Genomic DNA, 21,697 nt, shown 5'->3' with positions numbered 1-21,697 from the left:
TTCGAGCCGTTCTTTCTCTTTTCCGAACTTTTCCGGCCGCCGCCCCTTCCGAAGCAGCTTATTCAGTATATCAAACCCAAAGCTGTTTGTCAAGAACTTTTTTCTTCTTTTTTCAGCTTTTTCCGCCGCGCACTTCCGCAGCTCGTTTACTATACTATATCCCCCTCCACTTTGTCAAGTCCTCCCTCCCCCTTTCTTTCTATAACTACCTTCGTTATGGCCACATCAAAAGCCTTTCCCCATTTTCATATTTTATGCAAAAACCGCCTGTTTGTAGGACAAACAGGCGGTTTTTTATAAACGAAAGCTTATTTCATCAATTCGGCCAGCAGCATTACCTTATCGACATTTCCCTCTACCTTGATTTTGCCTTCCGCAATGGCAACCTGCGGAATCAGCTTCCCGTTAAGGATTTTCTCCAGATTGGTCAGCGTTCCAGATACGCTAGCGTCACGGTCGATATACTCATACGGCATTACCGAGAGCACGCCATTGAGAATCTCGATGTAGAATACACCGGTGACCTTGCCGGTAAGATTAAACTGCACGGCTACCTTGCCCTGCGTCCCAGCAATATCCGCTTTGCTGAGTTTGTTGTAGATTTTGCCAATCAACTGATCAACGGTCATTGGAATCGCCCCCTGGTCGTATTTATAATTTTATTATACGTTTTTTCAGGAAAAATGCAAGTCCATTTTACCTCTTTATTACAGATAATTCCAACGGCTTACGTTTTTCGGACAAACTGCGTGCGGCAGTGCGGGCAGGTGATGCTGATCTTCCCTTTTCCGCGCGGAACACGGAGCCTTTGCTTGCACTGGGGGCATTTGAAATAGCGGTGCATTTTTCTGTCCGCGAAGCGCATGCGCGCATTGCGGAGCTTGACCGAAACGGGTCCCCACCACCGCAAAAACTTTTGATTCTCCGCATACCGAGCCTGGATGTTGCGCGAAAAGATACGGAAATAGCACAGGATCAGCAGCGCGAGGATGAACACACCCATCCAGTTCCAGCCAGTGATCCATTCAATCAGAATCAGCGCCACGCCCAGCAAAAGCAGCGCATTGTTAAGCTGATCGCTTCCATAGCGCCCAGCCATAAAACGGCGGAAGAAATTCATTGTTCCGAGCCTTCCTTTCCAATATATCCATAAATATGTTCAAGGACCTCGTCTCTGCCTATCCCTTTCTCCGCTGAAAACGGAATGACCGGCACCTCCGCCGGAAGCAGGAGCGTCTGCCTGATCTCGGCCAGATTTCCCTCCAACTGGCTTTTTTTGATCTTGTCCAGCTTATTGGCCACAACGATCCACGGCTTATCCGAGGCGCGGAACCAGTCCGCCATGGTCACATCATCCCGCGTCGGCTTATGCCGGATATCGACAATCTGTATCCCGACCGTGAGCAGCCCTAACGCAAAATAGGTTTCCATCAGCGCCCCCCACCGCTGCTGCTCCGCTTTGGATACCCGCGCGTAGCCGTATCCGGGTAGATCGACCAGATACATCTTCCTGTCGATCACGAAATAGTTGATATGCACGGTCTTGCCCGGCTGCGCGCTGACGCGCGCAAAGTTTTTGCGGCCCAGCAGTTTGTTGATAACCGAGCTTTTTCCTACGTTGGACTTGCCGGCAAACACCACCTGAGGCAGTCTGTCCGATGGGAAATCACTTTCTTTCACCGCAGAGCGGAGAAATTCCGCATTGTGCAGATTGAGCATACTTCCCCGCCTCCATTACTGTACGACCGGAGCCGCTGGCGCATCCGTACGCCTTGCGACCGGCCCGCGCGCCGATTTCTTCCTTTTTTCCGGCCGCTTCGAAAAATCGATCGCCGTTTCCATCACGGTATCCATATGCGCGGCGGGAACGAACCGCAGCGTCTCGCGCACCACCGGCTCGATATCCTGCAGGTCGGGCTCGTTCTCCTTGGGGATGACTATCGTCTTAATGCCCGCGCGGTACGCCGCCATAGTCTTTTCCCGCAAGCCACCGATCGGCAGCACACGGCCGCGCAGTGTTACCTCGCCCGTCATGGCGACATCATGCCGCACCGGCGCTTCGGTCAGCGCGGAAACCAGCGCGGTCGTGATCGTCACGCCTGCGGAAGGCCCGTCCTTCGGGACGGCGGCCTCTGGAAAATGGATATGCAGGTCGTTATCCTTGTAGAACATCGGGTCGATATCCAACGTCTGCGCGCGCGAACGAACAAATGTGACCGCCGCTTTTGCGCTCTCCTGCATGACTGTACCCAAGTTGCCCGTGACCTCAATCTTGCCCGTACCCGGCACGACTGCCACTTCCACCTCGAGCATCTCGCCGCCGACACTTGTCCACGCCAGCCCGTTGACGATACCGACTTCATCCTTTTTGCTCACCACGTCTTCCTTGTAGGGCGGCACGCCGAGCAGGCTCTCCATATTTTTACTCGATACAATCAGCCGCTTCCCACCTTCCGCAACATGCTTGGCCGCTTTACGGCACAGCTTGGCGAGCAACTGCTCCAGCCGCCGCACGCCGGCTTCCCGCGTATATCCGGCAATCACCGTTCCCAGCATCTTTTCGCTCAGCGTAAGCTGGGACTTCTGCAGGCCATGCTTTTTCATCTGCTTGGGCAGCAGGTGATGCAGCGCGATCTGGCGTTTTTCCTCCTCCGTATAGGAGGACAGCTCGATGACCTCCATGCGGTCAAGCAGCGGGCGCGGTACAGTGGACAGGTCGTTTGCCGTTGTCAGGAACAGTACGTCGGACAGGTCGAACGGCAGTTCAATGTAATGATCGCGGAACGCAACATTCTGCTCGGTGTCCAGCACCTCCAGCATGGCCGATGCCGGATCGCCCCGAAAGTCGCTGCCCATCTTGTCAATCTCGTCGAGCAGGATAAGCGGGTTGGCGGTCCCCGCGCGGCGCAGCGCGTCGATGATGCGGCCGGGCATCGCGCCGATGTAGGTCTTGCGGTGGCCGCGGATATCCGCCTCGTCCCGCACGCCGCCCAGGCTCATGCGCGCGTAATTGCGCCCCATCGCTTCCGCGACCGATTTGGCGATTGAGGTCTTGCCCACACCCGGCGGTCCGACCAGGCACAGCACCTGCCCTTTCAGCTCAGGCGCAAGCGCTTTGACCGCCAGGAACTCCATGATACGCTCCTTGACCTTTTTCAAACCATAGTGGTCCCGATCAAGGATATCTTGCGCAGCCCGCAGATCGTGCCGCTCCTCGCTTTTGCCGTTCCACGGCAGCTCCAGCACGGTATCCAGATAGGTGCGAACCACGCCCTGCTCCGCGTTCGAGCCACCCAGCTTTGCAAAGCGGTCGACCTCCTTCATCAGCTTTTCCTCGCATTCCTGCGGCAGGTGCAGGGCAAGCACACGCTTACGGTATTCCTCCGCTTCCGCAGCGGCGTCCTGTTCGCCCAACTCCCCCTGGATGACCTTGATTTGCTCCCGCAGATAGTATTCCCGCTGGTTCTTGTCGATCTGCGTTTTCAGTTCGTCCTGTATCTCGTTTTCGATCTTGAGGATTTCAGTCTCCTCGCCCAGCAGGCGAATCACCATGGCCAGGCGCCGCGTCACATTCAGCTCATCCAGGATCTCCTGCTTGGCGGACACGTCGACTGCGAGGTTCTGCGCGATATAATCCGCCAGCCAGCCCGGCGCGCCGCCTGCGGCGACCGTCATCTCCACATCGGACGAAATGCGCGCCGCGTGCTGCGCATACTCGGCGAAGCGCTCCTGCGCCGTGCGGACGAGCGCTTGGGCACGCCGCTCGGTGACGCCCTCGAAATAATCCTCCAGTTCCTCTACTTCGGCGTAAATGCAGCCGTCGTCGCGCGTCGGATTGACGAACTGGTGCGCCAGCGCGCGGCTGCGCCCTTCGACCAGAACGCGGATATTGTCGCCCGGCAGACGCAGAATCTGCTTGATCATGCACACCGTCCCCATCTGGTACAGGTCGCCCGGCGACGGGGTATCGGTTTTCAGCTCGCGCTGGGCGGTCAGGAAAATCATCTGCCCGTTCTTCATCCCCGCCTCCAGCGCGCGAATCGACATCATTCTGCCCACGTCAAAATGAATAATCATTTGAGGAAACGCTGTCAGACCGCGCAGCGGCAGCACTGGCAGCCGCGTCAGCGTTGTCCCGATTGTTTCTATCATAGTTCCTCTCCTTGCGGAAAATAGTTGAATAAAGTCAGTATAGTATATTTTTTGTCGCTTGTAAAGCGCCGCATACTGTCAAAAAAGCAAAAAAGCGGGCGAAACGAACGTCCCGCCCACATTTTTCATCGTTTTATGCGCTTATATTCGGCATGGCCAGTTTTTCGACATCGGCGTCCTTTTTCCCTGCGGGCGGCAGCGCAAGCCGCGCGCCGTATCCCAGGAGCGGCTCGCTTTTGCCCTCTACCACATCGCGGGTGATTGTGACGCGGTTGACCGTCTCATCGGACGGTATACGGAACATGATATCGGTCATCACGCTTTCCAGCACGCCACGCAGCCCGCGCGCGCCGGTCTTGCGCTGCAGCGCGATCTCCGCCACCTTGGCGAGCGCCTCCGGCTCAAACGAGAGCGCGACGCCATCCATCGCAAACAGCGTCTCATACTGCTTGACAAGCGCGTTTTTTGGCTCCTGCAGGATGCGCACGAGCGCCGCTTCGTCCAGCGTATCCAGCGACACGATCGCCGGCAGGCGGCCGATCAGCTCGGGAATCAGGCCGTATTTCATCAGATCATGCGGCTCGATCTGCGCCAGCAGGCGGTCGGTCTGATCCTCCTGCTTGCCCTTCACCTCGGACCCAAAGCCCATCCCCTGCTTGCCGATGCGTCTCTGGATGATACCCTCGATCCCATCGAACGCGCCGCCGCAGATGAACAGGATATTGGTCGTATCAATCTGGATAAACTCCTGATGCGGATGTTTGCGGCCGCCCTGCGGCGGGACGTTTGCCGTCGTACCCTCCAGCATCTTGAGAAGCGCCTGCTGCACGCCCTCGCCCGACACATCGCGCGTGATCGAGGGGTTTTCGCTCTTACGGGCGATCTTGTCGATTTCATCGACATAGATAATACCGTGCTCCGCCAGTTCCACGTCAAAATCCGCTGCCTGTATCAGACGGAGCAAGATGTTTTCCACATCCTCGCCCACGTAGCCGGCCTCAGTCAGCGTGGTCGCGTCCGCAATGGCGAACGGGACCTGCAAGGTCTTGGCCAGCGTCTGTGCGAGCAGCGTCTTGCCGGAACCGGACGGCCCCAGCATCAGAATATTGGATTTTTGCAGCTCCACCTCGGTATCCGGATGGTAAATGCGCTTATAGTGGTTGTATACCGCAACGGACAGCGCGACCTTCGCGCGGTCCTGCCCGATGACATACTCATCGAGCACGGCCTTAAGCTCCTGCGGAGTCGGCAGGCGCTCGGGCTGGATCATCGTGGTTTCTTCGCGTTCGTCCGCGGAAAAATCCAGTTCATCGTCCAAAATGCTGGTGCATACGCCGATGCACTCGTCGCAAATATACACGCCCGGACCGGCAATCAGTTTGCGCACCCGATTCTGCGGCTTGCCGCAGAAAGAGCATTTCAGCGTTTTTTCATCATCATAATTCGGCATATGGCACCTCTATCCGGCTAATTGCCTTTTTGTGTTTCCTCAATGCTTGTCGAACACCTTATCGATCAAGCCGTATTCTACCGCTTCCTCCGCAGACATGAAATTGTCGCGCTCGCAGTCCGCAGTCACGACCTCGATCGGCTTGCCGGTATTTTCCGACAGGATCTTGTTCATGCGCTTTTTGATGATCTCCAACCGCTTGAGATGGATCGCCATATCCGTGATCTGGCCCTGCGTACCCGCAGAGGGCTGATGGATCATAATCTCCGCGTTGGGAAGCGCATAGCGCTTGCCCTTCGCGCCCGAAGACAGCAGGAATGCGCCCATCGAGGCGGCCATGCCGATGCAGATGGTCGAAACATCGCATTTGATATAATTCATAGTGTCGTAGATCGCCATGCCCGCCGTGACCGAACCGCCGGGGCTGTTGATATACAGCGAGATATCCTTATCCGGATCCTGCGCCTCCAGATACAGCAGTTGAGCGACGACCAGCGACGCGGTCGTGTCATTGACCTCCTCGCAGAGCATGACGATGCGGTCGTTGAGCAGGCGGGAATAAATGTCGAACGAACGCTCGCCGCGTCCGGTCTGCTCGATAACCATTGGGACTAAACTCACGTTAAGACTCCTTTCCAAGAGAGGTGGATGCGGCGCGCTTCCATCCGGCGGGATACAGGGCGCGGAAACACCCGCTCCTCCGTCCCGCATGCAGAAAGACGGCGGCCGCCGGTTCCTCCCTGCGGGTTCCAGCGTAAAAGAGCCGCGCGGTGCCGCGGCTTTTTTACCGGGGCGGCTGCACGTCCACCCCGCACTCCTTATACTTTTTGCGCGGAAAGCGGATCACTCCGCCGCATCTTCCGCAGCCTCGGCTTCGTCAGCGGACTTTTTCTTGGCCGCCGGCTTTTTCACCTTGGCATTTTTCTTGAGGAACTCCAGCGCGTTCGAGATCTTCAGATCCTCGCGCAGCGCCTCCGCATTAACGGCAGCCTTGATCTTATCGACCTCCATGCCGTACTGCTCCGCCATTTTACCATATTCCTCATCCACTTCCGTGTCGGAAACTGCGATATTCTCCAGCGCAGCGAGCTTCTGCAACGCGAGGCGGGTCTTGACCTGGCGCTCCGCCTGCTCGCGGAACATGCCGCGGAACGTGTTCATATCCGTGCCGGTCATCTTGAGGTACTGCTCCATCCCCATGCCCTGCATCTGCATGCGGTAGCCGAAATCCTGTACGGCGGAGTCGATCTGGTTCTCGATCATGGCCTGCGGGATGTCCGCTTTCATAACCGCGATCAGGCCGTCGATCAGCTTATCCTCAAAATCGTGCTCGGCCGCTTCCTGACGCTGCGCCTTCAGGCGGTCGCTGATCTCCTTTTTCAGGTCGTCGAGCGTTTCGCAGGTGTCGGACACGTCTTTGGCGAACTCGTCGTCCATTTCCGGCAGGATGGTTTCCTCAACCTTATGCACCTTGCACTTGAACACAGCCTCCTTGCCGGCCAGCTCCTTGGCATGGTACTCCTCTGGGAAGGTTACGACAACGTCTTTCTCGTCGCCCGCCTTGCAGCCGATCAACTGGTCCTCAAAGCCCGGGATGAACGAACCCGAGCCGAGCGTCAGCGCGTGATGCTCCGCCTTGCCGCCGTCAAACGGCTGGCCGTCGACAAAGCCCTCGAAGTCCAGATCGACTGTGTCGTTCTTCTTCGCCTTGCGGTCAACCGTTTCCGTGCGCGCGTTGCGCTGCGCCAGACGGTTCAGCTCAGCCTTGACGTCCGCGGCGAGGACCTTGACCGTTTCCTTTTCCACTTCAATGCCCTTATATTCGCCCAGCTCGACCTCCGGTTCGACCGGCACCTTGGCGATGATGGTCAGGCCGCCCTCTTCCGCAGGGTCGCCCAGGTCAACGTCCGCGCGGCCCACCGGCTTGATACCGGACTTCTCCACGGCCATATCCATCGCTTCCGGATATACAATATTAAAAGCCTCTTCAAAGAACACGCCCTCGCCGTACAGCTTTTCGATCATCTTGCGCGGCGCCTTGCCCTTACGGAAGCCCGGCACCGTGATATTTTTGCCGGTTTTCTTGAACGCCTTGTCCTTAGCAGCCTCAAACTCCGCCTTGGTTACCTCGATCGTCAGCGCGACAACGCTGTGCTCCTGCTTTTCCGTATTTTTCAGTTCCATGTTGCCAAACTCCTTACTTGAATACTTTGTTGTATCTAAGTTATTCTACCAGATTATTATAAGGATTTCCATACTTTTTTCTACTTTTTCAGAAAAATCGGGGTGAAATCCACATGATCTCCCGAAACCAGCCGCCATTCTATCCCCTCATGCACACCCTCGACCGCGTAGCGCAGGCTTTCCGAGTGGAGGTGGCCGTAAATGCACCGCCTGACGCCGTACCGCTGCATCAGCTCGATCATCGGCCCGCAGCGGAAACCCGCGTACAGCGGCGGGTAATGCAGGAAGCAGATGATCTCCTCCGGCTCCGCCGCCGCGCCCAGCTTGAGCGATGCCTCCAGTCGGAGCAACTCGCGCCGGAATATTTTCTCGTTATGCGGGTCGGAGAAGTCCTCCTCAAACGGCCAGCCGCGCGTACCGCACAATGCGGTTCCGCCATAGAAAAAACAGTTGTTATGCAGGAAATCGATCGTGGAAAAGCTGTTTTCCCCTAAAAAACGGTGCATTTTTGCCGCGGTCTCCCACCAAAGGTCGTGGTTCCCCTTGAGTATCAGCTTTCTGCCCGGCAGCCCGTCGATCAGGGCGAAGTCCCCCCTTGCTTCCGCAAGGCTGATGCCCCAGGAAATATCCCCTCCCAGCACAACGGTATCCTCCGGCGCGATGAGTGCGCGCCAATGTGTTACGATCTTGTCCGTATGTCCCTGCCAGCGGCCGCCGAAAATATCCATCGGCTTTTCCACGCCCGTGGCCAGATGCAGGTCGGCCAGCGTATACAGCGCCATGCTTACAGATCCCGCAACAGGCTGACGGTCGAAAGGATATCAGCCTTGTCCACCACGCGCTCAAAGCGCGGGGGCCTGCCCGCCAACGCGGCGAGCGGTGAGGGCGCCGGGGTGTCCGTCAGCGCGGTCAGTACGTCAAGCTGGGTCACGTCGTCCTTTTCCAGCGTCCCGCCGAGCGCCTCGATAACCGAACGGCAGAACTTGAACGGCGACGCCGTGGACGCGATCACAACCGGCGTCTCATCTCCCGTGCGGACGCGGTAATCCTCGTATACCCGCACCGCAACCGCCGTATGCGTATCGCACAGGTAATGCTCGGTCTCCCACAGCGTCCGGATAGTTTCCGCGGCGGCACGGTCGTCACAGCAGCCCGCGTCGAAGTCCGCATCGATTTTCGCAAACACATCCTTTGCGACCTGATAGCTGCCGCCGCGCGCGAGCTTGTCCATCAGCTCCGCGACCAGCTTGTCGTCGTAATCCGAAGCAAAGAACAGCAGGCGTTCCAGATTGGAGGAGATCAGGATATCCATTGACGGGGAGGTTGTGGTGTAAAAATCCCGATTCCGGTCATACGCGCCGCCTTTTTTGAAAAAGTCGGTCAACACATTGTTGCGGTTGGAGGCGCAGATCAGCTTGTTCACCGGCAGCCCCATCCGCTTTGCAATATACGCTGCCAGGATGTTGCCGAAATTTCCGGTCGGGACGCAGATATTGATCTTTTCGCCCATTTCCACCGCGCCGCCTTTGACCATATCGCAGTAAGCCGACACATAGTAAGCGATCTGCGGTGCCAGACGGCCCCAATTGATCGAATTGGCCGATGACAGCATCATCCCGTCCCGATCAAGCTCCTCGCGCGTTTTTTCATCCGTGAAGATGCGCTTGACCGCGCTCTGCGCGTCATCGAAATTGCCGCGGATGGCAACCACCTCGACGTTTCCGCCCTCCTGCGTGACCATCTGCAGCTTCTGCATGGGGGACACGCCATCCACCGGATAATAAACCATGATTTTGGTTCCCTGCACATCGTGGAACCCATCGAGCGCAGCCTTTCCCGTGTCGCCCGATGTCGCCACTAGGATGCAGGCTGTACGCGTTTCGCCCGTTTTGCGCAGCGAGGCGGTCAACAGATGCGGCAACATCTGCAGCGCCATGTCCTTGAACGCGCAGGTCGGCCCATGCCACAGCTCGAGCATATTCCTGCCCCCGCCGAGCGCCACGACCGGCGCGGTATCCGCGCCGCCGAATTTCTCATCCGCATAGGCCTTGGCCGCGTAGTCCGCAAGCTCCTCTGCCGAAAAATCCGTCAGGAATTTGCCGAGGATGCATGCCGCGCGCCCCTTATAGTCCATGCCCGCCAGCGCTTCCCAGTCCTCCGCGGCAAGTGCCGGAAAGCCGGTTGGGCAGTACAGGCCGCCATCCGACGCGATGCCGTTGGCGATTGCATAGGCTGCGGTCACCCTAGCCGCTTTGTTTCTTGTGCTTACATAATCCATATTGTTAAACCTCCGCAGTTTTTACAACATTTTTTGTACAAACGCAAATGCGTTATCATAAAACAGGCCGTCCACCGTGCTCTGCCGGTACCCCAACGCGAGCATCCGGTCCGCGAGACGGTACAGGTCGCCCAGCCCGTCTATACCGGCCGGCAATTCGTCGCATCCGTCGAAATCACAGCCCAGCGCAACTGTCCGTTCCCCATACAGCCCCAGAAAATGCTCGATATGGTCGATCGCATCCTCGATGGTCGAATCGCTCTGCCGCACCAAAAACGGCGTGTACAGGTTGATGCCGACCAGCCCGCCGCGCCGCGTGATCTCGGCAAACTGCCGGTCGGTCAGATTGCGCGGATGCCGGCACAGCGCGCGCGAATCGCTGTGCGACGCCACAAACGGACCGTCAATCGTCTCGCACACGTCCCAGAAGCCCTGCTCGGACAAATGCGACACGTCAACGATGATCCCCCTGTCCGCACAGCCGCGCACCAGCTCCCGCCCCGCGTTCGTCAACCCCTCCTCCTGATCGAGCGTCGCGGGGCAGCCGAAACGGCTGCGGTAGTTCCACGTCACGGTAAGCAGCCGGACGCCCGCCTCGTAGGCGTTATCCAGCGCGTCCGGACGGTCCGGCAGCAGTTCCGCGCCCTCGATGGACAAAAAGGCTGCGGCCTTGCCGTCCCGCGCCGCCTCCGCCAAATCGTCCGCCGAGCGGCAGAACGACAGCCAATCCGCATTATCCGCGAACTCGCGCCGCGCGGTTTCCAGCATACGTTCCAGGCGGCGGTCCGCCGGCGTGTCAAGCAGGCAGTCCCGCTCCCGCGCCAGCGTCTCCGAAGGCGCCCGCGCCCCGCAAAACAGGGCGAAAAACTGCGCGTAGTGGCGGTATTTCCGTGCGGCGGCGCGGTTCACATGCAGGTCGTTTTCCCGCAGGCGCCTGCCGGTTTCGCAGCACTCGTACAGCGTGTCGCAGTGCAGGTCGAACAGCTTCATACTCACCCTCCAAAGGCGTTTTCCAGATGGTTGATGCGCGGTGGGACTGGCGCGCCCTCCTCGCCATAAACTTCTATCACGTCAAACCGCGGCTGAAGGCCGGACGGATGCGCCTGCAGCCAGGCCTCCGCCGCCGCGATGACGCGCGCCTGCTTGGCTGCGGTCACATGCTCGCGCGCTGCGGCGAAGCGGTCGTTTTTCCGCGTCTTGACCTCGATAAATACAATATATTTCCCATCCCGCGCAATCATGTCGATTTCCCCGAAGCGGGTGCGGAAATTGGTCGCCTCCGTGCGGTAGCCGCGCTGCTCCAAAAAGGCGCGCGCCGCGCGCTCCCCCCACGCGCCTTTCATCGCGGCGCCTCCGGATGCTTTTGGTAAAACTTTCTCAGGAAGGTCCTCCGGTGGATCGGGCATGGCCCGTTGGCAAGCAGCGCCTGGTCGTGCGCCCGTGTCTCATACCCCTTATGCTTTTCAAAACCATATGCCGGATACTGCTCCGCAAACCGGCGCATCAGCCGATCCCTTGTCACCTTGGCGAGAATGGAGGCCGCCGCGACCGATGGGATCTTCGCATCGCCCGCGACCACGCATTCATGCGGCAAGCCGAGCCCCTCGGAGCGGTTGCCATCCACATAGGCGAAGTCGGCTGGACGGGTCAGGCCCTCGACCGCCTGCCGCATCGCGCGATAGGTGGCCTGCAGTATGTTAATCTCGTCGATCGTCTTTTCATCCACCAACGAAACCGACCAAGCGAGCGCGTTCTCCGTAATCACGTCGAACAGCGCTTCCCGCTTTTTCTCGCTGAGCTTTTTCGAGTCGTTCAGCCCTTCGATCTGGACGCCGCCCGGCAGGATAACCGCCGCCGCGCACACCGGCCCCGCGATCGGGCCGCGGCCCGCCTCATCCACGCCGCAGACTGCGGAATAGCCCGCCGCCCATGCCTTTTGCTCAAATTCCCACGTCATCACAACGACCTCTTTTGAATGGATAATGAAAGCTCCCCACGCCGCAGCGCGCATAGAGCAGATAATTCAGATGCCGCGAAGCAACGTCCGAATTATCATAAAAAAGCGGAGAAAAGTGTGTCCTCTGGACGCGCTTTTCGCGGCCCTGGACGCATCCGCGCCGCGCGGTGCGTCCTCCCGAGAATGAAACCGTGGTTTCATTCGGCGCACTCAAGCGTGATCCTCCCCAGCACCCCGCCCCGAAACTCGTCGAGCAGGATACGGGCCATGCGCTCGGTATCGATCTCACCGCCGCGCAGCAGAAAACCGCGCCGCCGGCCCGCCTGCTGAAGCAGGTCATAGCCCAGGGAATCGCTTTCCTCCGGCATCACGACGCCATACCGGCCAGCAATTGCCTGCGGCGCCTGCACCGCGAGCAGCTCCATCAGCCTGCAGCCGAGCGTTTCCACATCCAGGATGTCGTCCTTGATCGCTCCGGTACACGCCAGCAGGATGCCAACCCGCTCATCGTCAAACTTCGGCCACAGGATGCCCGGCGTGTCGAGCAGGTCGATGCCGTTTTCCACACGGAACCACTGGCTGCCGCGCGTCACGCCCGGCTTGTCCGCCGCCTTGGCGGACTTTCGCCCGAGGATGCGGTTTATAAACGTGGACTTGCCCACGTTCGGAATACCAACCACCATCACGCGGACCGCCTTCCCGACCAGCCCCTTCTCATTCCACGCCGCGATCTTGTCCGCGAGCAACAAGCGCACCGCGCCTGCAAACGCCTGCGTCCCCGTCCCCGCGCGGCTGTCGGTTTCAATGACCGCCATGCCCTGCGCGCGGAAATGTTTCGCCCACGCGGCAGTCATCGCCGGATCGGCCAGATCGATCCGGTTCAGCACCATCAGCCTCGGCTTTCCCGCCGCGATTTGATCCATATCGGGATTGCGCGAGACTTGGGGGATGCGCGCGTCGACAACCTCGCACACCGCATCTACCTGCTTGATATATTCCGCCATCTGCCGGCGGGTTTTTGTCATGTGTCCGGGATACCATTGTATATTCATCGCGTTACGCCACCGATCCAAATGCGCTGAACGGGTATACCACGCTCAGCACATGCCCCAGGATATACCGCTCATCCACCATGCCCAGGCTGGACCAACGGCTGTCGGTCGAGTAATTGCGGTTGTCGCCCAGCACATAGATGCAGCCTTCCGGCACGGTCTGCGGATAGGTCATGTCGCCCATTTTCTCCAGCGTGTTAATCTTTTCTGCAATATACGGCTCGTCGAGCGCCTCACCGTTTACCAGCACATCCCCCGTGACCGGATCGATGTCCACCGTATCGCCGCCGGTCGCGATGATGCGCTTGACGATCGGCTGGTCCCCATAAAAGCCCTCCTTGCGCAGCACGACAATGTCACCCTTTTCCGGCGTGTAATTCAGGTTGCTGACCAGCATGATGCTGTGATCCTCCAGCGTCGGGTACATCGATGTCCCGTCCACACCGATCAGGCGCACAAAAAAGGTGAATACGACGACAAAAAATATCAGCACAGTCATCAGGGATTCTCCCCAGCTGAACAGCTCGCTGGAGAAACGACCCTCCGCCTTCTTTTTCTCTTCGGTCTGCGTTTCCTGCATGAATAATTCCTCCAAAAAGATAAACATACGATTTTATTATAGCTATATATCGCCTGCTATGCAAGCCCAAATCCTCCGCGCCTGCGCTTTCAAGGGCTTCTCAGCCGGCTCCGCAGACAGAATACCATCCGCCGCTGATACAAAAACGGGGAGCATGACGCTCCCCGTTTTTGTATTTGGTTGTTCTCAAACCTTCTCGGCAACCTTGGCAGCCTTGCCCACGCGGCCGCGCAGGTAGTACAGCTTGGCGCGGCGGACCTTACCGCTGCGCACAACCTCGAACTTCGCTACGTTCGGGGAGTGTACCGGGAACGTCTTTTCAACGCCTACACCGTAAGAGATGCGGCGCACGGTAACCGTCTGGTTCACACCAGCGTGCTTCTTGGCAATAATGATGCCCTCAAACACCTGAATACGCTCACGGTTGCCTTCCTTGATCTTCGCGTGTACCTTAACGGTATCGCCGATCTTGAGCTCCGGCAGGTCGCTCTTGAGCTGCTGCTCGGACAGTACTTTGACCAGATCCATTTTTCTGTCATCCTTTCGTCTTAGACATTCTTGCCCTATTTTCTGAAAATAAGCAGAGGAATGCCCGTGTTACCGATTAATAATACCACATCGCACCTCCCTTTGCAAGCATTTTTTATTTTTATTTGCACGGTTCCGCCGTGCAGATGTAAAGTTTCCGCTTTCGCTTGGTTTTGCCGCGTCCATCGTGTATACTATTACTATATCCCCAGAGGGAGCAGAAAGGAGCTTACACCTATGTGGGCTTATGAAAGCGTATTCTATCAGATCTATCCGATCGGCTTCTGCGGCGCGCCGCGCGTCAACGATGGCCAAACCGTACCCCGCATCCGGAAAGCCGGCCGCTGGGCGGAGCACATCGCCAAGCTTAGCTGCAACGCCGTATATTTTTCCCCGCTTTTTGAATCCGACAGCCACGGCTACGACACCCGCGATTTCCGCAAGGTGGACTGCCGCCTGGGCACGAACGAGGACTTTGCCTCGGTCTGCACCGCGCTGCACCAGAACGGCATCCGTGTCGTGCTCGACGGCGTGTTCAACCATGTCGGCCGCGGCTTCTGGGCTTTCCGCGACGTGCAGGAGAAAAAATGGGATTCCCCCTATAAGGACTGGTTCCATATTTCATTCGATGGCAATTCGGGCTATAACGACGGTTTCTGGTACGAGGGCTGGGAGGGGCACTATGAGCTGGTCAAGCTCAACCTGAAAAACCCCGCGGTCGTACAGCATATCTTCGGCTGCATCCGGCTTTGGGTAGACGAGTTCGATATCGACGGGCTGCGCCTTGACGTGGCCTACTGCCTGGATAAGGATTTCCTCCGCCAGCTTCGCGCGTTCTGCGACACGCTCAAGCCCGACTTTTTCCTCGTCGGCGAGCTGCTGCACGGCGACTATAACCAGTTCGTGGGAGAGGGCATGTTGCATTCCTGCACCAATTATGAATGCTACAAGGGCCTGTATTCCTCCCTGAACAGCATGAACCTGTTCGAGATCACCCATTCCCTGCTGCGCCAGTTCGGTCCGGAAAACTGGACGCTCTACCGCGGCAAGCATCTGCTGGGGTTTGCGGACAATCACGATGTCACGCGCGCCGCGTCCATCCTGCAGAACCCCAGGCACCTGCCGCTGATTTACGCGCTGCTGTTCGGCATGCCGGGCATCCCTTGCCTCTACTATGGGAGCGAATGGGGTGCCAAGGGCGAAAAGCGCGAGGGCGACGACGCACTGCGTCCCGCGTTCGATGCGCCGGAGTGGAACGAGCTGACCGGCTGGATCACCGCGCTGGCAAAGGCGCACCGCGGCAGCAAGGCGCTGTGTTACGGCGATTTCAGACAGGTCGTCCTGACCAACAGACAGTGCATCTGGGAGCGCGCCTGCGAGGGTGAACGCGTTCTTGTGGCGGTCAACATTGACGACCACCCCTACACCGCGCATTTTGACGCGAAATGCGGGCGGGCGGTCGATCTGATCACCGGCGCGCCGCACGATTTCGGCGGCGGCAGCGAGCTGCCCCCTTATTCGGCGTTTTTCTGGCAGTGCGAGCGATAGCTCCAAACAGGCAAAGGCCGCCGGCGGAACCGGCGGCCTTTTTTTGTCCGCTGCTTAAATGTAATCGATGACCAGCGTATATACCGAATTGTCCGACATCGTCACGGAAAATTCCACATATCCGCTCGAACGGCGGAAGTTCTCGAGCGCGGTTTTGGTAAGGGTCAGGGCTTTATCCGATACTTGGTAGTCCGTCCCCTCCTTCAGCGTCTGCACCGAACTGTTTTTGACTGCGGTGACGTTGCGGACAGTGAGCCGGCTGAGCGGCAGCGCGAAGTCAGGCTCGCTCGGCACATAGGTGTCATATTCCGCCACAAAGATGTTGACGCCCTCGGGTGTGGAATCCTCCACCGTCAGGTTGATCGTCCGCTGTTCCCCGTTCGCCAGGTCCACCGCCACGGTATATGTACCCGCACGCAGTTGGGCCAGCAGGCCGCGCCGCAGCACCAGCGCCCGCGTGGAATTGTTAAACCCATAATCGATGCCTGACAGCCCCAGCACAACGCGCACGATATCGCTTTCCGCGCCGACCCCGTCCAGCTTAACGTTCAGGTCCTTGAAGCCGGACGACTTATAGTACCGGTCGAATACCAGCTCTTCCGCGTCCGCGGTGGCCGAGGAATTGGTTACCGTGACCGCGATGCTCGACCGCTTGCCGTCCGAAAGCGTAAGCACCAGAGTATGGCTGCCCCGCGTCAGCGTGCCGAGATAGGAGGTCAGCAGCCGGATCCCCGAGCCGCTCGTGTTGTAAGCGACCGACGGGGACAGGGTCGCGCCGTCGCATGTCACGGAGGATACCGATTTTCCGGAAGGCAGCGAAATATTTACCCCGCTGCCCAGCGCGGACAGGTCGTTCAGATCGACGCTGATGCTTGCCGGCTCCACGCCCGCCGTGCTTGAAACGCTGACCGACTGCCCGCCGATCGTGGCTGTCACCCCGCGGCCGAGCGTATAGCCGGAAACCGTGACGCTGCTTGCGAAGCTGACCCCGTCCGCATTGATATCCGCCTGATAGACCGAACCATAGCCCGTGATGGACGCGGCCTTATCCGCAGTCAGGTGATAAACCGCTGCGCCCGCAGTTGTGCTGACCGTGGCTTCGTCCTCGAGCGTCAGGTTTGTCACGTTCGCGTCCAACGTCAGCGAGACGCGCTCCCCGCCGTTCACAACAACATCCGCATATCCCTCATACCCCGTGGTTGTCAGCCCTTTTTCATACAGAGTAGCTGCGGTCTGCACCTCGGTCTGCTTGATGTGCGTAGCGCCTGTTGCAGTTACCTGCATCAGGCGCCCCATCGGAGACGAAACAATCATATGGTCGCTCGTCGTATTTACCATTGTAACCGTGCCGCCGGACACGATGATCGAACCGTTGACCGTAACATTGGTCAGCGTCACGGCATCCGAGCCGAGACCCTCGGTGATGTACAGGTCTCCCTGAATCGCCGCATCGGACAGCGTGCAATTTTCCGATATTGTCACATTGGTGGTATCGGTTTTCAGATCCGCGCCGGTGTAAGCCTTGCCGGCCGTGGAAAGCGACGTCCCCAGATAATAATACAGGATCTTCGCGACCTCACCGCGCGACACAACCTTGCCCGGCTTAAACGTGCCGTCGCTGTAGCCCGCGATAAAGCCCTTGTCCGCCGCGGCCTTGATGTATCCCGCGGCCCAGTCGGACACCTGGCTCTTGTCCGTAAACGTCAGGTCGGACGGGGAAACGTTTCCCGGGTCGGCCTTGAACAGACGGCCGATGATGACCGCGGCCTGCTCGCGGGTCACTTTACCCTCCGGCTCCATTTTATTGTTTCCCGTGCCGTTGATGTAACCATACCGCTCCGCTATCTGGATGGTTTCATAATACCAGGCGTTCGACGGGACATCCGTATAGGAAATGGAGGTCGTCTCCGTGAAATGGAACGCTCGGTTGATATACCGCATAAACTCCGCGCGTGTCATATCGCGGTCGGGCTCATAATTGCCTGTTGTCGCGCTGGGATTGATCACGCCCTCGCGGTCAAGATATTCGATGTAGCTTTTTGCCCAATGCGACTCGATATCGGACGCTGCGAGAGCCGTTGGGAGCATCGCGACCAGCATGGCCGCGCTCAGCAGAAAAGACAACCATCGTTTTTTCATATCTAAACACCCCTTATTGCTGTTGTCATCAGTGTACCATACCGAGGCGGTTTTGACAACAGGCATTCTCTTCATACCGTTTTAACAAAATTGATAAACAGCCTTCCCTTGCGGCTGGTGCCGCCGAACGCCTCGATCCGCGCGCGTCCTAGGCCGCGCACGGTCAGCCGGTCGCCCTCGTCCACCTGACGCTCCGGCTTGAGGCAGGGCATGTGGTTCAGGAACACCAGCCCTTTCTCAATCCGCGCCTGCGCCTCTGCCCGCGGCAAGCCAAACACCAGCGCCACCACGCTGTCCAGCCGCGGCGACGCGACCGATCCGCTTCCGCTTTTTTCGACGACGGAAGCCGCCTTGAGGTTCCCGATTACCTCCCTGGTAAGCGAAATTTGTTTTCTGCCAGCCTTGGAAAAATGCAGCAGAATGAAATCCGCCATTTCCTCCAGCACCAGGATGTCCGCCCCTTCGTCATGTACCAGAATATCGCCGACGACCGCCCGCTCGATCTGCAGCCCCATGAGCGCGCCCAGATAGTCGCGGTGGGTCAGCGCATCCTCTTTGCGCTTGTGCGCGCGCAGCAGCGCGAGCGGCGCGGCCTGTCTGGCGCCGTCCCCATCCAGATAGTCCGGATAAAACAGGTATACGCCCCGCTCGGCGTCCTCATAACCGCCCCAAAACAGCGCATGCCCCGCCGCACCACTCAGCCGCACCGCCTCCGCGCAGATCGCGCGCTCGTTCGGGTCAAGGAATTTGGTATGCGTCAGATAGCCGCGCGACACGCAGGTCTGCTCCTTGTCCAGCAGCCCCGCGAGCAACAGCCGTTCTTCGTTCGACCGCGCGAGCGCGGCCAGTATCTCCTGTTTGCTCTTCACATTATGCCCTCTCTTACTTTTCCTAAGCTATTTTCTATTGTACTCTTTCCCCTTTTCGTTTACAATAGAAAGGAACGCGTGTCCCGCATAAAAAGCGGACGGCACAATATAGAACATGACTCATCAGGTACAGGGGGATGATTCGGTTGGCAGTCAAGGACGCGGTGCTGCGGGCGCTGGAACAGGCGCGGGGAGAACGTCTGTCGGGCGGTATGCTCGCGGAGCGGCTGGGCGTGTCGCGCGCGGCGGTACACAAGGCGATCGGCGTGCTGCGCAGCGAAGGGCTTGCAATCGACGGGGTCCCCGGCGAAGGCTACCGCCTTGCGCCGGATGACGACAGCCTGACCGCAGCCGGCGTCCAAGCTCTGCTGGACACGGATTTTGTCGGACGCGACATGCTGGTCGTCCCCTCGCTCACCTCTACCAACACCGTGCTCAAGGAACGGTACCTCCACCGTCCGCACGGCTTCACCCTGCTTGCCGAGGCGCAGACCGGCGGACGCGGGCGGCTGGGACGCTCATTCTCCGCCCCCGCGGGTACCGGCGTATACCAGACCATCCTGCTGCATCCCTCGCTCCCGCTGTCGCATATCCAGTTCGTCACCATAGCGGCCGCGGTCGCGGTGGCCGAAGCGATCGAGCGCACCGCCGACTTCTGTCCGCAGATCAAATGGGTTAACGACGTCCTGATGCATGGGCGTAAGCTGTGCGGCATCCTGACCGAAGCCACTATCGAAGGCGAGACGGGTACGGTCAGCTCGCTGGTCGTGGGCATCGGGGTAAACCTGCGCCCCAATCCGGCCTGGCCGGAGGAGGTGCGACAGGTGGCGGGCGCCCTGAGCGAATTCGGCGCAGTTCCGCGCCGCGCCGCCTTTGCGGCGGCGGTGTTGTCCCGCTTCGAACGCGCCTACGCCCTGCTGGAGAGCGGCCGCGAGGCTGAGCTGCTTGACCGGTACCGGAGCCGACTGTGCTGCATCGGCAGACCGGTCACCGTCATCACCCCCGCCGGAAAGTACCAGGCCGACTGCACCGGTCTTGACGGAAACGGACATCTGCTCGTCCGTGACGCGCAGGGCGCCGTGCGCACGCTGTCCTCGGGTGAGATCAGCATCCGCCTGTAACCCCTGCCTATTTGATCGATAAAAAGGAGTATCCGCCATGTTTCAAACCGCCGCGGGCGTTACCGTCCCCTTCCCCGAAAAGCTGTCCGAGCAATACCAGCGGAACGGCGACACCCTGACCTGCAACCTCAGCTTTGAAAAGCTGCCTGATTTTGTCCGCTCGTTTTATGCGGAGCTGGAGGAGCCGCTGTTCCTCGCCATCCATCCGGACGCGGAATCCGACGAGGTGTGGTATCTGGACGGCATGACCAAAAAGCAGCTCACCCTGATCCTGGACGGATACGGAGAGCTGCTCTATCAGGATGGGCTTTCCGCGTTCGCTATTGGCTCGCTCGCAACCGAGGAGGAGCTTTTCGTGCAGAAATACAAGGTTCTGTCTCTTTACAGCCCGCGAAACGGCCGCTTTGAAGCGCTGCTCGAGCAGTTCGGCGCCGTTCCGACCGCGCACCTTGTCACCGCGTGGGATACGTTCTCGGCCGAGTACCCGGGGTCTGCCTCGCGCCTGGAAATCGCGGGCCAGACGGTTCCGGACATGATAAAGGAGCTGCAAAAAATCGGCATGTATAAAGGCTGACGCTATGCGTCAGCCTTTTATTATTGGCTTTAGAAAAACAGCCTGACCTCCGCGCGGCGTTTGTAGCCCTCCTCCAACTCGGTCTTATGGTATAAGTAACCGGCGTCGTCATAATATTTCGCGCCCTGCGGGCATTTTTTGACGCAGGCGCCGCATTTAATGCAGATGCCCGTGTATTCCCGCACGTTTTCCGGATTGATCGACCCCATCGGGCATACCGCGGCGCAAATTCCGCACTGGTCGCAGGCTTCGCCGGTCAGCGGCTTTACCTTTCGGATGTCCACCGGATTGCCCGCGCGGTCGCGCGGCTGGTAATAGGTACGCGCCTCCCGCGCGCGGCCCGGCACTTCGACCGGAGGCGTCTGCCCATCCACCCCGGCCAGCCGCGCGGCCGCCTGTCCGGCAAATTGCGCCGCAAGCAGCAGGTCGTCCACATCCGGACGTCCCGCCGCCAGCGTTTTCGAAAAGGAATGCTCCCCAACGAACGCCGCCCCCGCAAACGGGCGGAAACCGTTATCCGTCAAAATATCGCGCAACTCGATCAGCGCGTCGTCAAACGCGCGGTTGCCGAATGTCACGACCGGAATTGCCGCCGCGCCGCCGCCCTTTACCGTTTCCAGGTATTTGAGCAGTACGTTCGGCACGCGCCCCGCATAGGTGGGCGTACCGAAAACGACCACGTCCCCCGCCGCGAACTCCGGCGCGGTCCGCCGCGCCGCCGGCAGCGTAAAATCATATGTCTCCACAGCAAGCCCCAGCTCTGCCGCGAGCCGGTCCGCTATCGCGGATACGACGATTTTTGTCGTCCCCGTCGCGCTCCAATACATCTTCCATACCCGTTCCGTTTTCATACTTTGTCCCTCCTTGTCTCTTTTGCGGTCGCTGTAACGCCCGGATCAGTCAAAAAACTTCCCCTTAAAGAAATTCTCATTCCCGAGCTTTTCCGCTGTCAGCCGAAACAGCACGCAGCCGTCCGGACACACAATATCCTTGGTATATCTGCCGCTACCGCCGATATTCTCCAAATCGCCTCCGCTCCTGACCGCCTCCATGATTGGGAACAGCATCATCATGGTTTTGGAACAGATTCCCTGCCCCTGCCCGTTTACAGGGCAGCCATAGGTGCAGGTGTACTTGTCCCCGACCTCCTCGCCGTTCCTGCAGTACCGCTCCGTATGGTCGCCGCGCAGGAATCCGGTTACCTCGATCTCAAACGCATACTCCTCGTCATACCATTTCTTCATATCCGATTCTCCTCCGTACGC

The 21,697-nt window shown here is 58.9% G+C and carries 23 protein-coding genes; 4 read left to right on the top strand and 19 right to left on the bottom strand.

Going from position 1 to position 21,697, the window contains the following annotated elements; translation table 11 throughout:
• A partial coding sequence (locus H8S45_RS16030) for a hypothetical protein (protein WP_207724466.1) occupies nucleotides 1-300 on the top strand: 300 nt, incomplete at its 5' end.
• Nucleotides 301-308: 8 nt separating this feature from the next.
• On the opposite strand, the gene H8S45_RS07270 is transcribed toward H8S45_RS16030, so the two are convergent.
• From H8S45_RS07270 to rplS, 15 genes are all read right to left on the bottom strand, one after another.
• Complete coding sequence (locus tag H8S45_RS07270; protein WP_054327552.1) at nucleotides 309-629, bottom strand: SCP2 sterol-binding domain-containing protein; 321 nt, start codon at nucleotides 627-629, stop codon at nucleotides 309-311.
• 98 nt (nucleotides 630-727) lie between these two features.
• Entirely contained in the window at nucleotides 728-1,120 is a 393-nt protein-coding gene (locus tag H8S45_RS07265; protein WP_186949863.1) for a hypothetical protein, read from the bottom strand.
• On the bottom strand, nucleotides 1,117-1,719 hold the full coding sequence (gene yihA / locus H8S45_RS07260) for a ribosome biogenesis GTP-binding protein YihA/YsxC (protein ID WP_186949861.1): 603 nt from the start codon (nucleotides 1,717-1,719) through the stop codon (nucleotides 1,117-1,119). The genes H8S45_RS07265 and yihA overlap by 4 nt, the downstream gene beginning before the upstream one ends.
• Before the next feature lie 15 nt (nucleotides 1,720-1,734).
• The gene (gene lon, locus H8S45_RS07255) at nucleotides 1,735-4,152 is read right to left on the bottom strand and encodes an endopeptidase La (RefSeq protein WP_186949859.1); all 2,418 of its coding nucleotides are present in this window, start codon (nucleotides 4,150-4,152) and stop codon (nucleotides 1,735-1,737) included.
• 133 nt (nucleotides 4,153-4,285) lie between these two features.
• On the bottom strand, nucleotides 4,286-5,602 hold the full coding sequence (clpX, locus tag H8S45_RS07250) for an ATP-dependent Clp protease ATP-binding subunit ClpX (RefSeq protein ID WP_054327554.1): 1,317 nt from the start codon (nucleotides 5,600-5,602) through the stop codon (nucleotides 4,286-4,288).
• Between the two features lie 39 nt (nucleotides 5,603-5,641).
• Entirely contained in the window at nucleotides 5,642-6,223 is a 582-nt protein-coding gene (gene clpP / locus H8S45_RS07245; RefSeq protein ID WP_054327555.1) for an ATP-dependent Clp endopeptidase proteolytic subunit ClpP, read from the bottom strand.
• 222 nt (nucleotides 6,224-6,445) lie between these two features.
• Nucleotides 6,446-7,786 carry a trigger factor gene (gene tig, locus H8S45_RS07240; protein WP_082397187.1) on the bottom strand — a complete coding sequence of 447 codons (1,341 nt, stop codon included), beginning with the start codon at nucleotides 7,784-7,786 and terminating at the stop codon, nucleotides 6,446-6,448.
• An 80-nt stretch (nucleotides 7,787-7,866) separates the two neighbouring features.
• The gene (locus H8S45_RS07235) at nucleotides 7,867-8,568 is read right to left on the bottom strand and encodes a metallophosphoesterase (protein ID WP_147574303.1); all 702 of its coding nucleotides are present in this window, start codon (nucleotides 8,566-8,568) and stop codon (nucleotides 7,867-7,869) included.
• Nucleotides 8,569-8,570: 2 nt separating this feature from the next.
• Entirely contained in the window at nucleotides 8,571-10,064 is a 1,494-nt protein-coding gene (thrC, locus tag H8S45_RS07230) for a threonine synthase (RefSeq protein WP_147574302.1), read from the bottom strand.
• A 21-nt stretch (nucleotides 10,065-10,085) separates the two neighbouring features.
• Nucleotides 10,086-11,054, bottom strand: a complete 969-nt coding sequence (locus H8S45_RS07225) for a dipeptidase (protein ID WP_054327556.1) — start codon at nucleotides 11,052-11,054, stop codon at nucleotides 10,086-10,088.
• Nucleotides 11,055-11,056: 2 nt separating this feature from the next.
• A complete protein-coding gene (locus tag H8S45_RS07220) occupies nucleotides 11,057-11,407 on the bottom strand; it encodes a YraN family protein (protein WP_242977951.1) in 351 nt (116 codons plus the stop codon).
• Nucleotides 11,404-12,021, bottom strand: a complete 618-nt coding sequence (locus tag H8S45_RS07215; RefSeq protein ID WP_054327558.1) for a ribonuclease HII — start codon at nucleotides 12,019-12,021, stop codon at nucleotides 11,404-11,406. The genes H8S45_RS07220 and H8S45_RS07215 overlap by 4 nt, the downstream gene beginning before the upstream one ends.
• A 197-nt stretch (nucleotides 12,022-12,218) precedes the next feature.
• Nucleotides 12,219-13,073, bottom strand: coding sequence for a ribosome biogenesis GTPase YlqF (gene ylqF / locus H8S45_RS07210; RefSeq protein WP_054327559.1), 855 nt, complete (start codon nucleotides 13,071-13,073; stop codon nucleotides 12,219-12,221).
• Between the two features lie 4 nt (nucleotides 13,074-13,077).
• Nucleotides 13,078-13,653, bottom strand: a complete 576-nt coding sequence (gene lepB, locus H8S45_RS07205; RefSeq protein WP_054327560.1) for a signal peptidase I — start codon at nucleotides 13,651-13,653, stop codon at nucleotides 13,078-13,080.
• Nucleotides 13,654-13,839: 186 nt separating this feature from the next.
• Complete coding sequence (gene rplS, locus H8S45_RS07200; RefSeq protein ID WP_054327561.1) at nucleotides 13,840-14,181, bottom strand: 50S ribosomal protein L19; 342 nt, start codon at nucleotides 14,179-14,181, stop codon at nucleotides 13,840-13,842.
• 237 nt (nucleotides 14,182-14,418) lie between these two features.
• Here rplS and H8S45_RS07195 point away from each other — a divergent pair, with 237 nt between their 5' ends.
• Complete coding sequence (locus tag H8S45_RS07195; protein WP_054327562.1) at nucleotides 14,419-15,729, top strand: alpha-amylase family glycosyl hydrolase; 1,311 nt, start codon at nucleotides 14,419-14,421, stop codon at nucleotides 15,727-15,729.
• Nucleotides 15,730-15,783: 54 nt separating this feature from the next.
• Here H8S45_RS07195 and H8S45_RS07190 read toward each other — a convergent pair whose 3' ends face one another.
• Both H8S45_RS07190 and H8S45_RS16570 read right to left on the bottom strand, forming a co-directional pair.
• Nucleotides 15,784-17,868 carry an S-layer homology domain-containing protein gene (locus H8S45_RS07190; RefSeq protein ID WP_186949857.1) on the bottom strand — a complete coding sequence of 695 codons (2,085 nt, stop codon included), beginning with the start codon at nucleotides 17,866-17,868 and terminating at the stop codon, nucleotides 15,784-15,786.
• Nucleotides 17,869-17,939: 71 nt separating this feature from the next.
• Nucleotides 17,940-18,737: a YlmH family RNA-binding protein gene (locus H8S45_RS16570; RefSeq protein WP_107631948.1), complete on the bottom strand. Its 798-nt coding sequence runs from the start codon at nucleotides 18,735-18,737 to the stop codon at nucleotides 17,940-17,942.
• A 137-nt stretch (nucleotides 18,738-18,874) separates the two neighbouring features.
• On the opposite strand from H8S45_RS16570, the gene H8S45_RS07180 reads away from it, so the two are divergent.
• Complete coding sequence (locus H8S45_RS07180; protein ID WP_054327565.1) at nucleotides 18,875-19,858, top strand: biotin--[acetyl-CoA-carboxylase] ligase; 984 nt, start codon at nucleotides 18,875-18,877, stop codon at nucleotides 19,856-19,858.
• A 37-nt stretch (nucleotides 19,859-19,895) separates the two neighbouring features.
• Nucleotides 19,896-20,432 (top strand): hypothetical protein, encoded by a 537-nt coding sequence (locus tag H8S45_RS07175; protein ID WP_054327566.1) that lies wholly within the window; start codon nucleotides 19,896-19,898, stop codon nucleotides 20,430-20,432.
• A 29-nt stretch (nucleotides 20,433-20,461) separates the two neighbouring features.
• On the opposite strand, the gene H8S45_RS07170 is transcribed toward H8S45_RS07175, so the two are convergent.
• Together H8S45_RS07170 and H8S45_RS07165 are read right to left on the bottom strand one after the other, a co-directional pair.
• The gene (locus tag H8S45_RS07170) at nucleotides 20,462-21,283 is read right to left on the bottom strand and encodes a 4Fe-4S dicluster domain-containing protein (RefSeq protein ID WP_054327567.1); all 822 of its coding nucleotides are present in this window, start codon (nucleotides 21,281-21,283) and stop codon (nucleotides 20,462-20,464) included.
• 45 nt (nucleotides 21,284-21,328) lie between these two features.
• Complete coding sequence (locus H8S45_RS07165; protein ID WP_054327568.1) at nucleotides 21,329-21,676, bottom strand: TIGR04076 family protein; 348 nt, start codon at nucleotides 21,674-21,676, stop codon at nucleotides 21,329-21,331.
• Between the last annotated feature and the right edge of the window lie 21 nt (nucleotides 21,677-21,697).

This window comes from Agathobaculum faecis (genome assembly GCF_014287995.1).
Lineage (GTDB): Bacteria > Bacillota > Clostridia > Oscillospirales > Butyricicoccaceae > Agathobaculum > Agathobaculum ammoniilyticum.
This window is presented reverse-complemented; position numbering and strand designations above follow the sequence as displayed.

What these genes read in the sequence shown, in the direction of transcription:
- H8S45_RS07180 (WP_054327565.1), top strand. Translation starts at nt 18,875, where the DNA reads ATGATTCGGTTGGCAGTCAAGGACGCGGTGCTGCGGGCGCTGGAACAG.
- rplS (WP_054327561.1), bottom strand. Translation starts at nt 14,181, where the DNA reads ATGGATCTGGTCAAAGTACTGTCCGAGCAGCAGCTCAAGAGCGACCTG.
- H8S45_RS07195 (WP_054327562.1), top strand. Translation starts at nt 14,419, where the DNA reads ATGTGGGCTTATGAAAGCGTATTCTATCAGATCTATCCGATCGGCTTC.
- lepB (WP_054327560.1), bottom strand. Translation starts at nt 13,653, where the DNA reads ATGCAGGAAACGCAGACCGAAGAGAAAAAGAAGGCGGAGGGTCGTTTC.
- ylqF (WP_054327559.1), bottom strand. Translation starts at nt 13,073, where the DNA reads ATGAATATACAATGGTATCCCGGACACATGACAAAAACCCGCCGGCAG.
- H8S45_RS07235 (WP_147574303.1), bottom strand. Translation starts at nt 8,568, where the DNA reads ATGGCGCTGTATACGCTGGCCGACCTGCATCTGGCCACGGGCGTGGAA.
- tig (WP_082397187.1), bottom strand. Translation starts at nt 7,786, where the DNA reads ATGGAACTGAAAAATACGGAAAAGCAGGAGCACAGCGTTGTCGCGCTG.
- clpX (WP_054327554.1), bottom strand. Translation starts at nt 5,602, where the DNA reads ATGCCGAATTATGATGATGAAAAAACGCTGAAATGCTCTTTCTGCGGC.
- thrC (WP_147574302.1), bottom strand. Translation starts at nt 10,064, where the DNA reads ATGGATTATGTAAGCACAAGAAACAAAGCGGCTAGGGTGACCGCAGCC.
- lon (WP_186949859.1), bottom strand. Translation starts at nt 4,152, where the DNA reads ATGATAGAAACAATCGGGACAACGCTGACGCGGCTGCCAGTGCTGCCG.
- H8S45_RS07225 (WP_054327556.1), bottom strand. Translation starts at nt 11,054, where the DNA reads ATGAAGCTGTTCGACCTGCACTGCGACACGCTGTACGAGTGCTGCGAA.
- yihA (WP_186949861.1), bottom strand. Translation starts at nt 1,719, where the DNA reads ATGCTCAATCTGCACAATGCGGAATTTCTCCGCTCTGCGGTGAAAGAA.
- H8S45_RS07220 (WP_242977951.1), bottom strand. Translation starts at nt 11,407, where the DNA reads ATGAAAGGCGCGTGGGGGGAGCGCGCGGCGCGCGCCTTTTTGGAGCAG.
- H8S45_RS07165 (WP_054327568.1), bottom strand. Translation starts at nt 21,676, where the DNA reads ATGAAGAAATGGTATGACGAGGAGTATGCGTTTGAGATCGAGGTAACC.
- H8S45_RS07215 (WP_054327558.1), bottom strand. Translation starts at nt 12,021, where the DNA reads ATGACGTGGGAATTTGAGCAAAAGGCATGGGCGGCGGGCTATTCCGCA.
- H8S45_RS07175 (WP_054327566.1), top strand. Translation starts at nt 19,896, where the DNA reads ATGTTTCAAACCGCCGCGGGCGTTACCGTCCCCTTCCCCGAAAAGCTG.
- H8S45_RS07190 (WP_186949857.1), bottom strand. Translation starts at nt 17,868, where the DNA reads ATGAAAAAACGATGGTTGTCTTTTCTGCTGAGCGCGGCCATGCTGGTC.
- H8S45_RS07270 (WP_054327552.1), bottom strand. Translation starts at nt 629, where the DNA reads ATGACCGTTGATCAGTTGATTGGCAAAATCTACAACAAACTCAGCAAA.
- H8S45_RS07265 (WP_186949863.1), bottom strand. Translation starts at nt 1,120, where the DNA reads ATGAATTTCTTCCGCCGTTTTATGGCTGGGCGCTATGGAAGCGATCAG.
- H8S45_RS07170 (WP_054327567.1), bottom strand. Translation starts at nt 21,283, where the DNA reads ATGAAAACGGAACGGGTATGGAAGATGTATTGGAGCGCGACGGGGACG.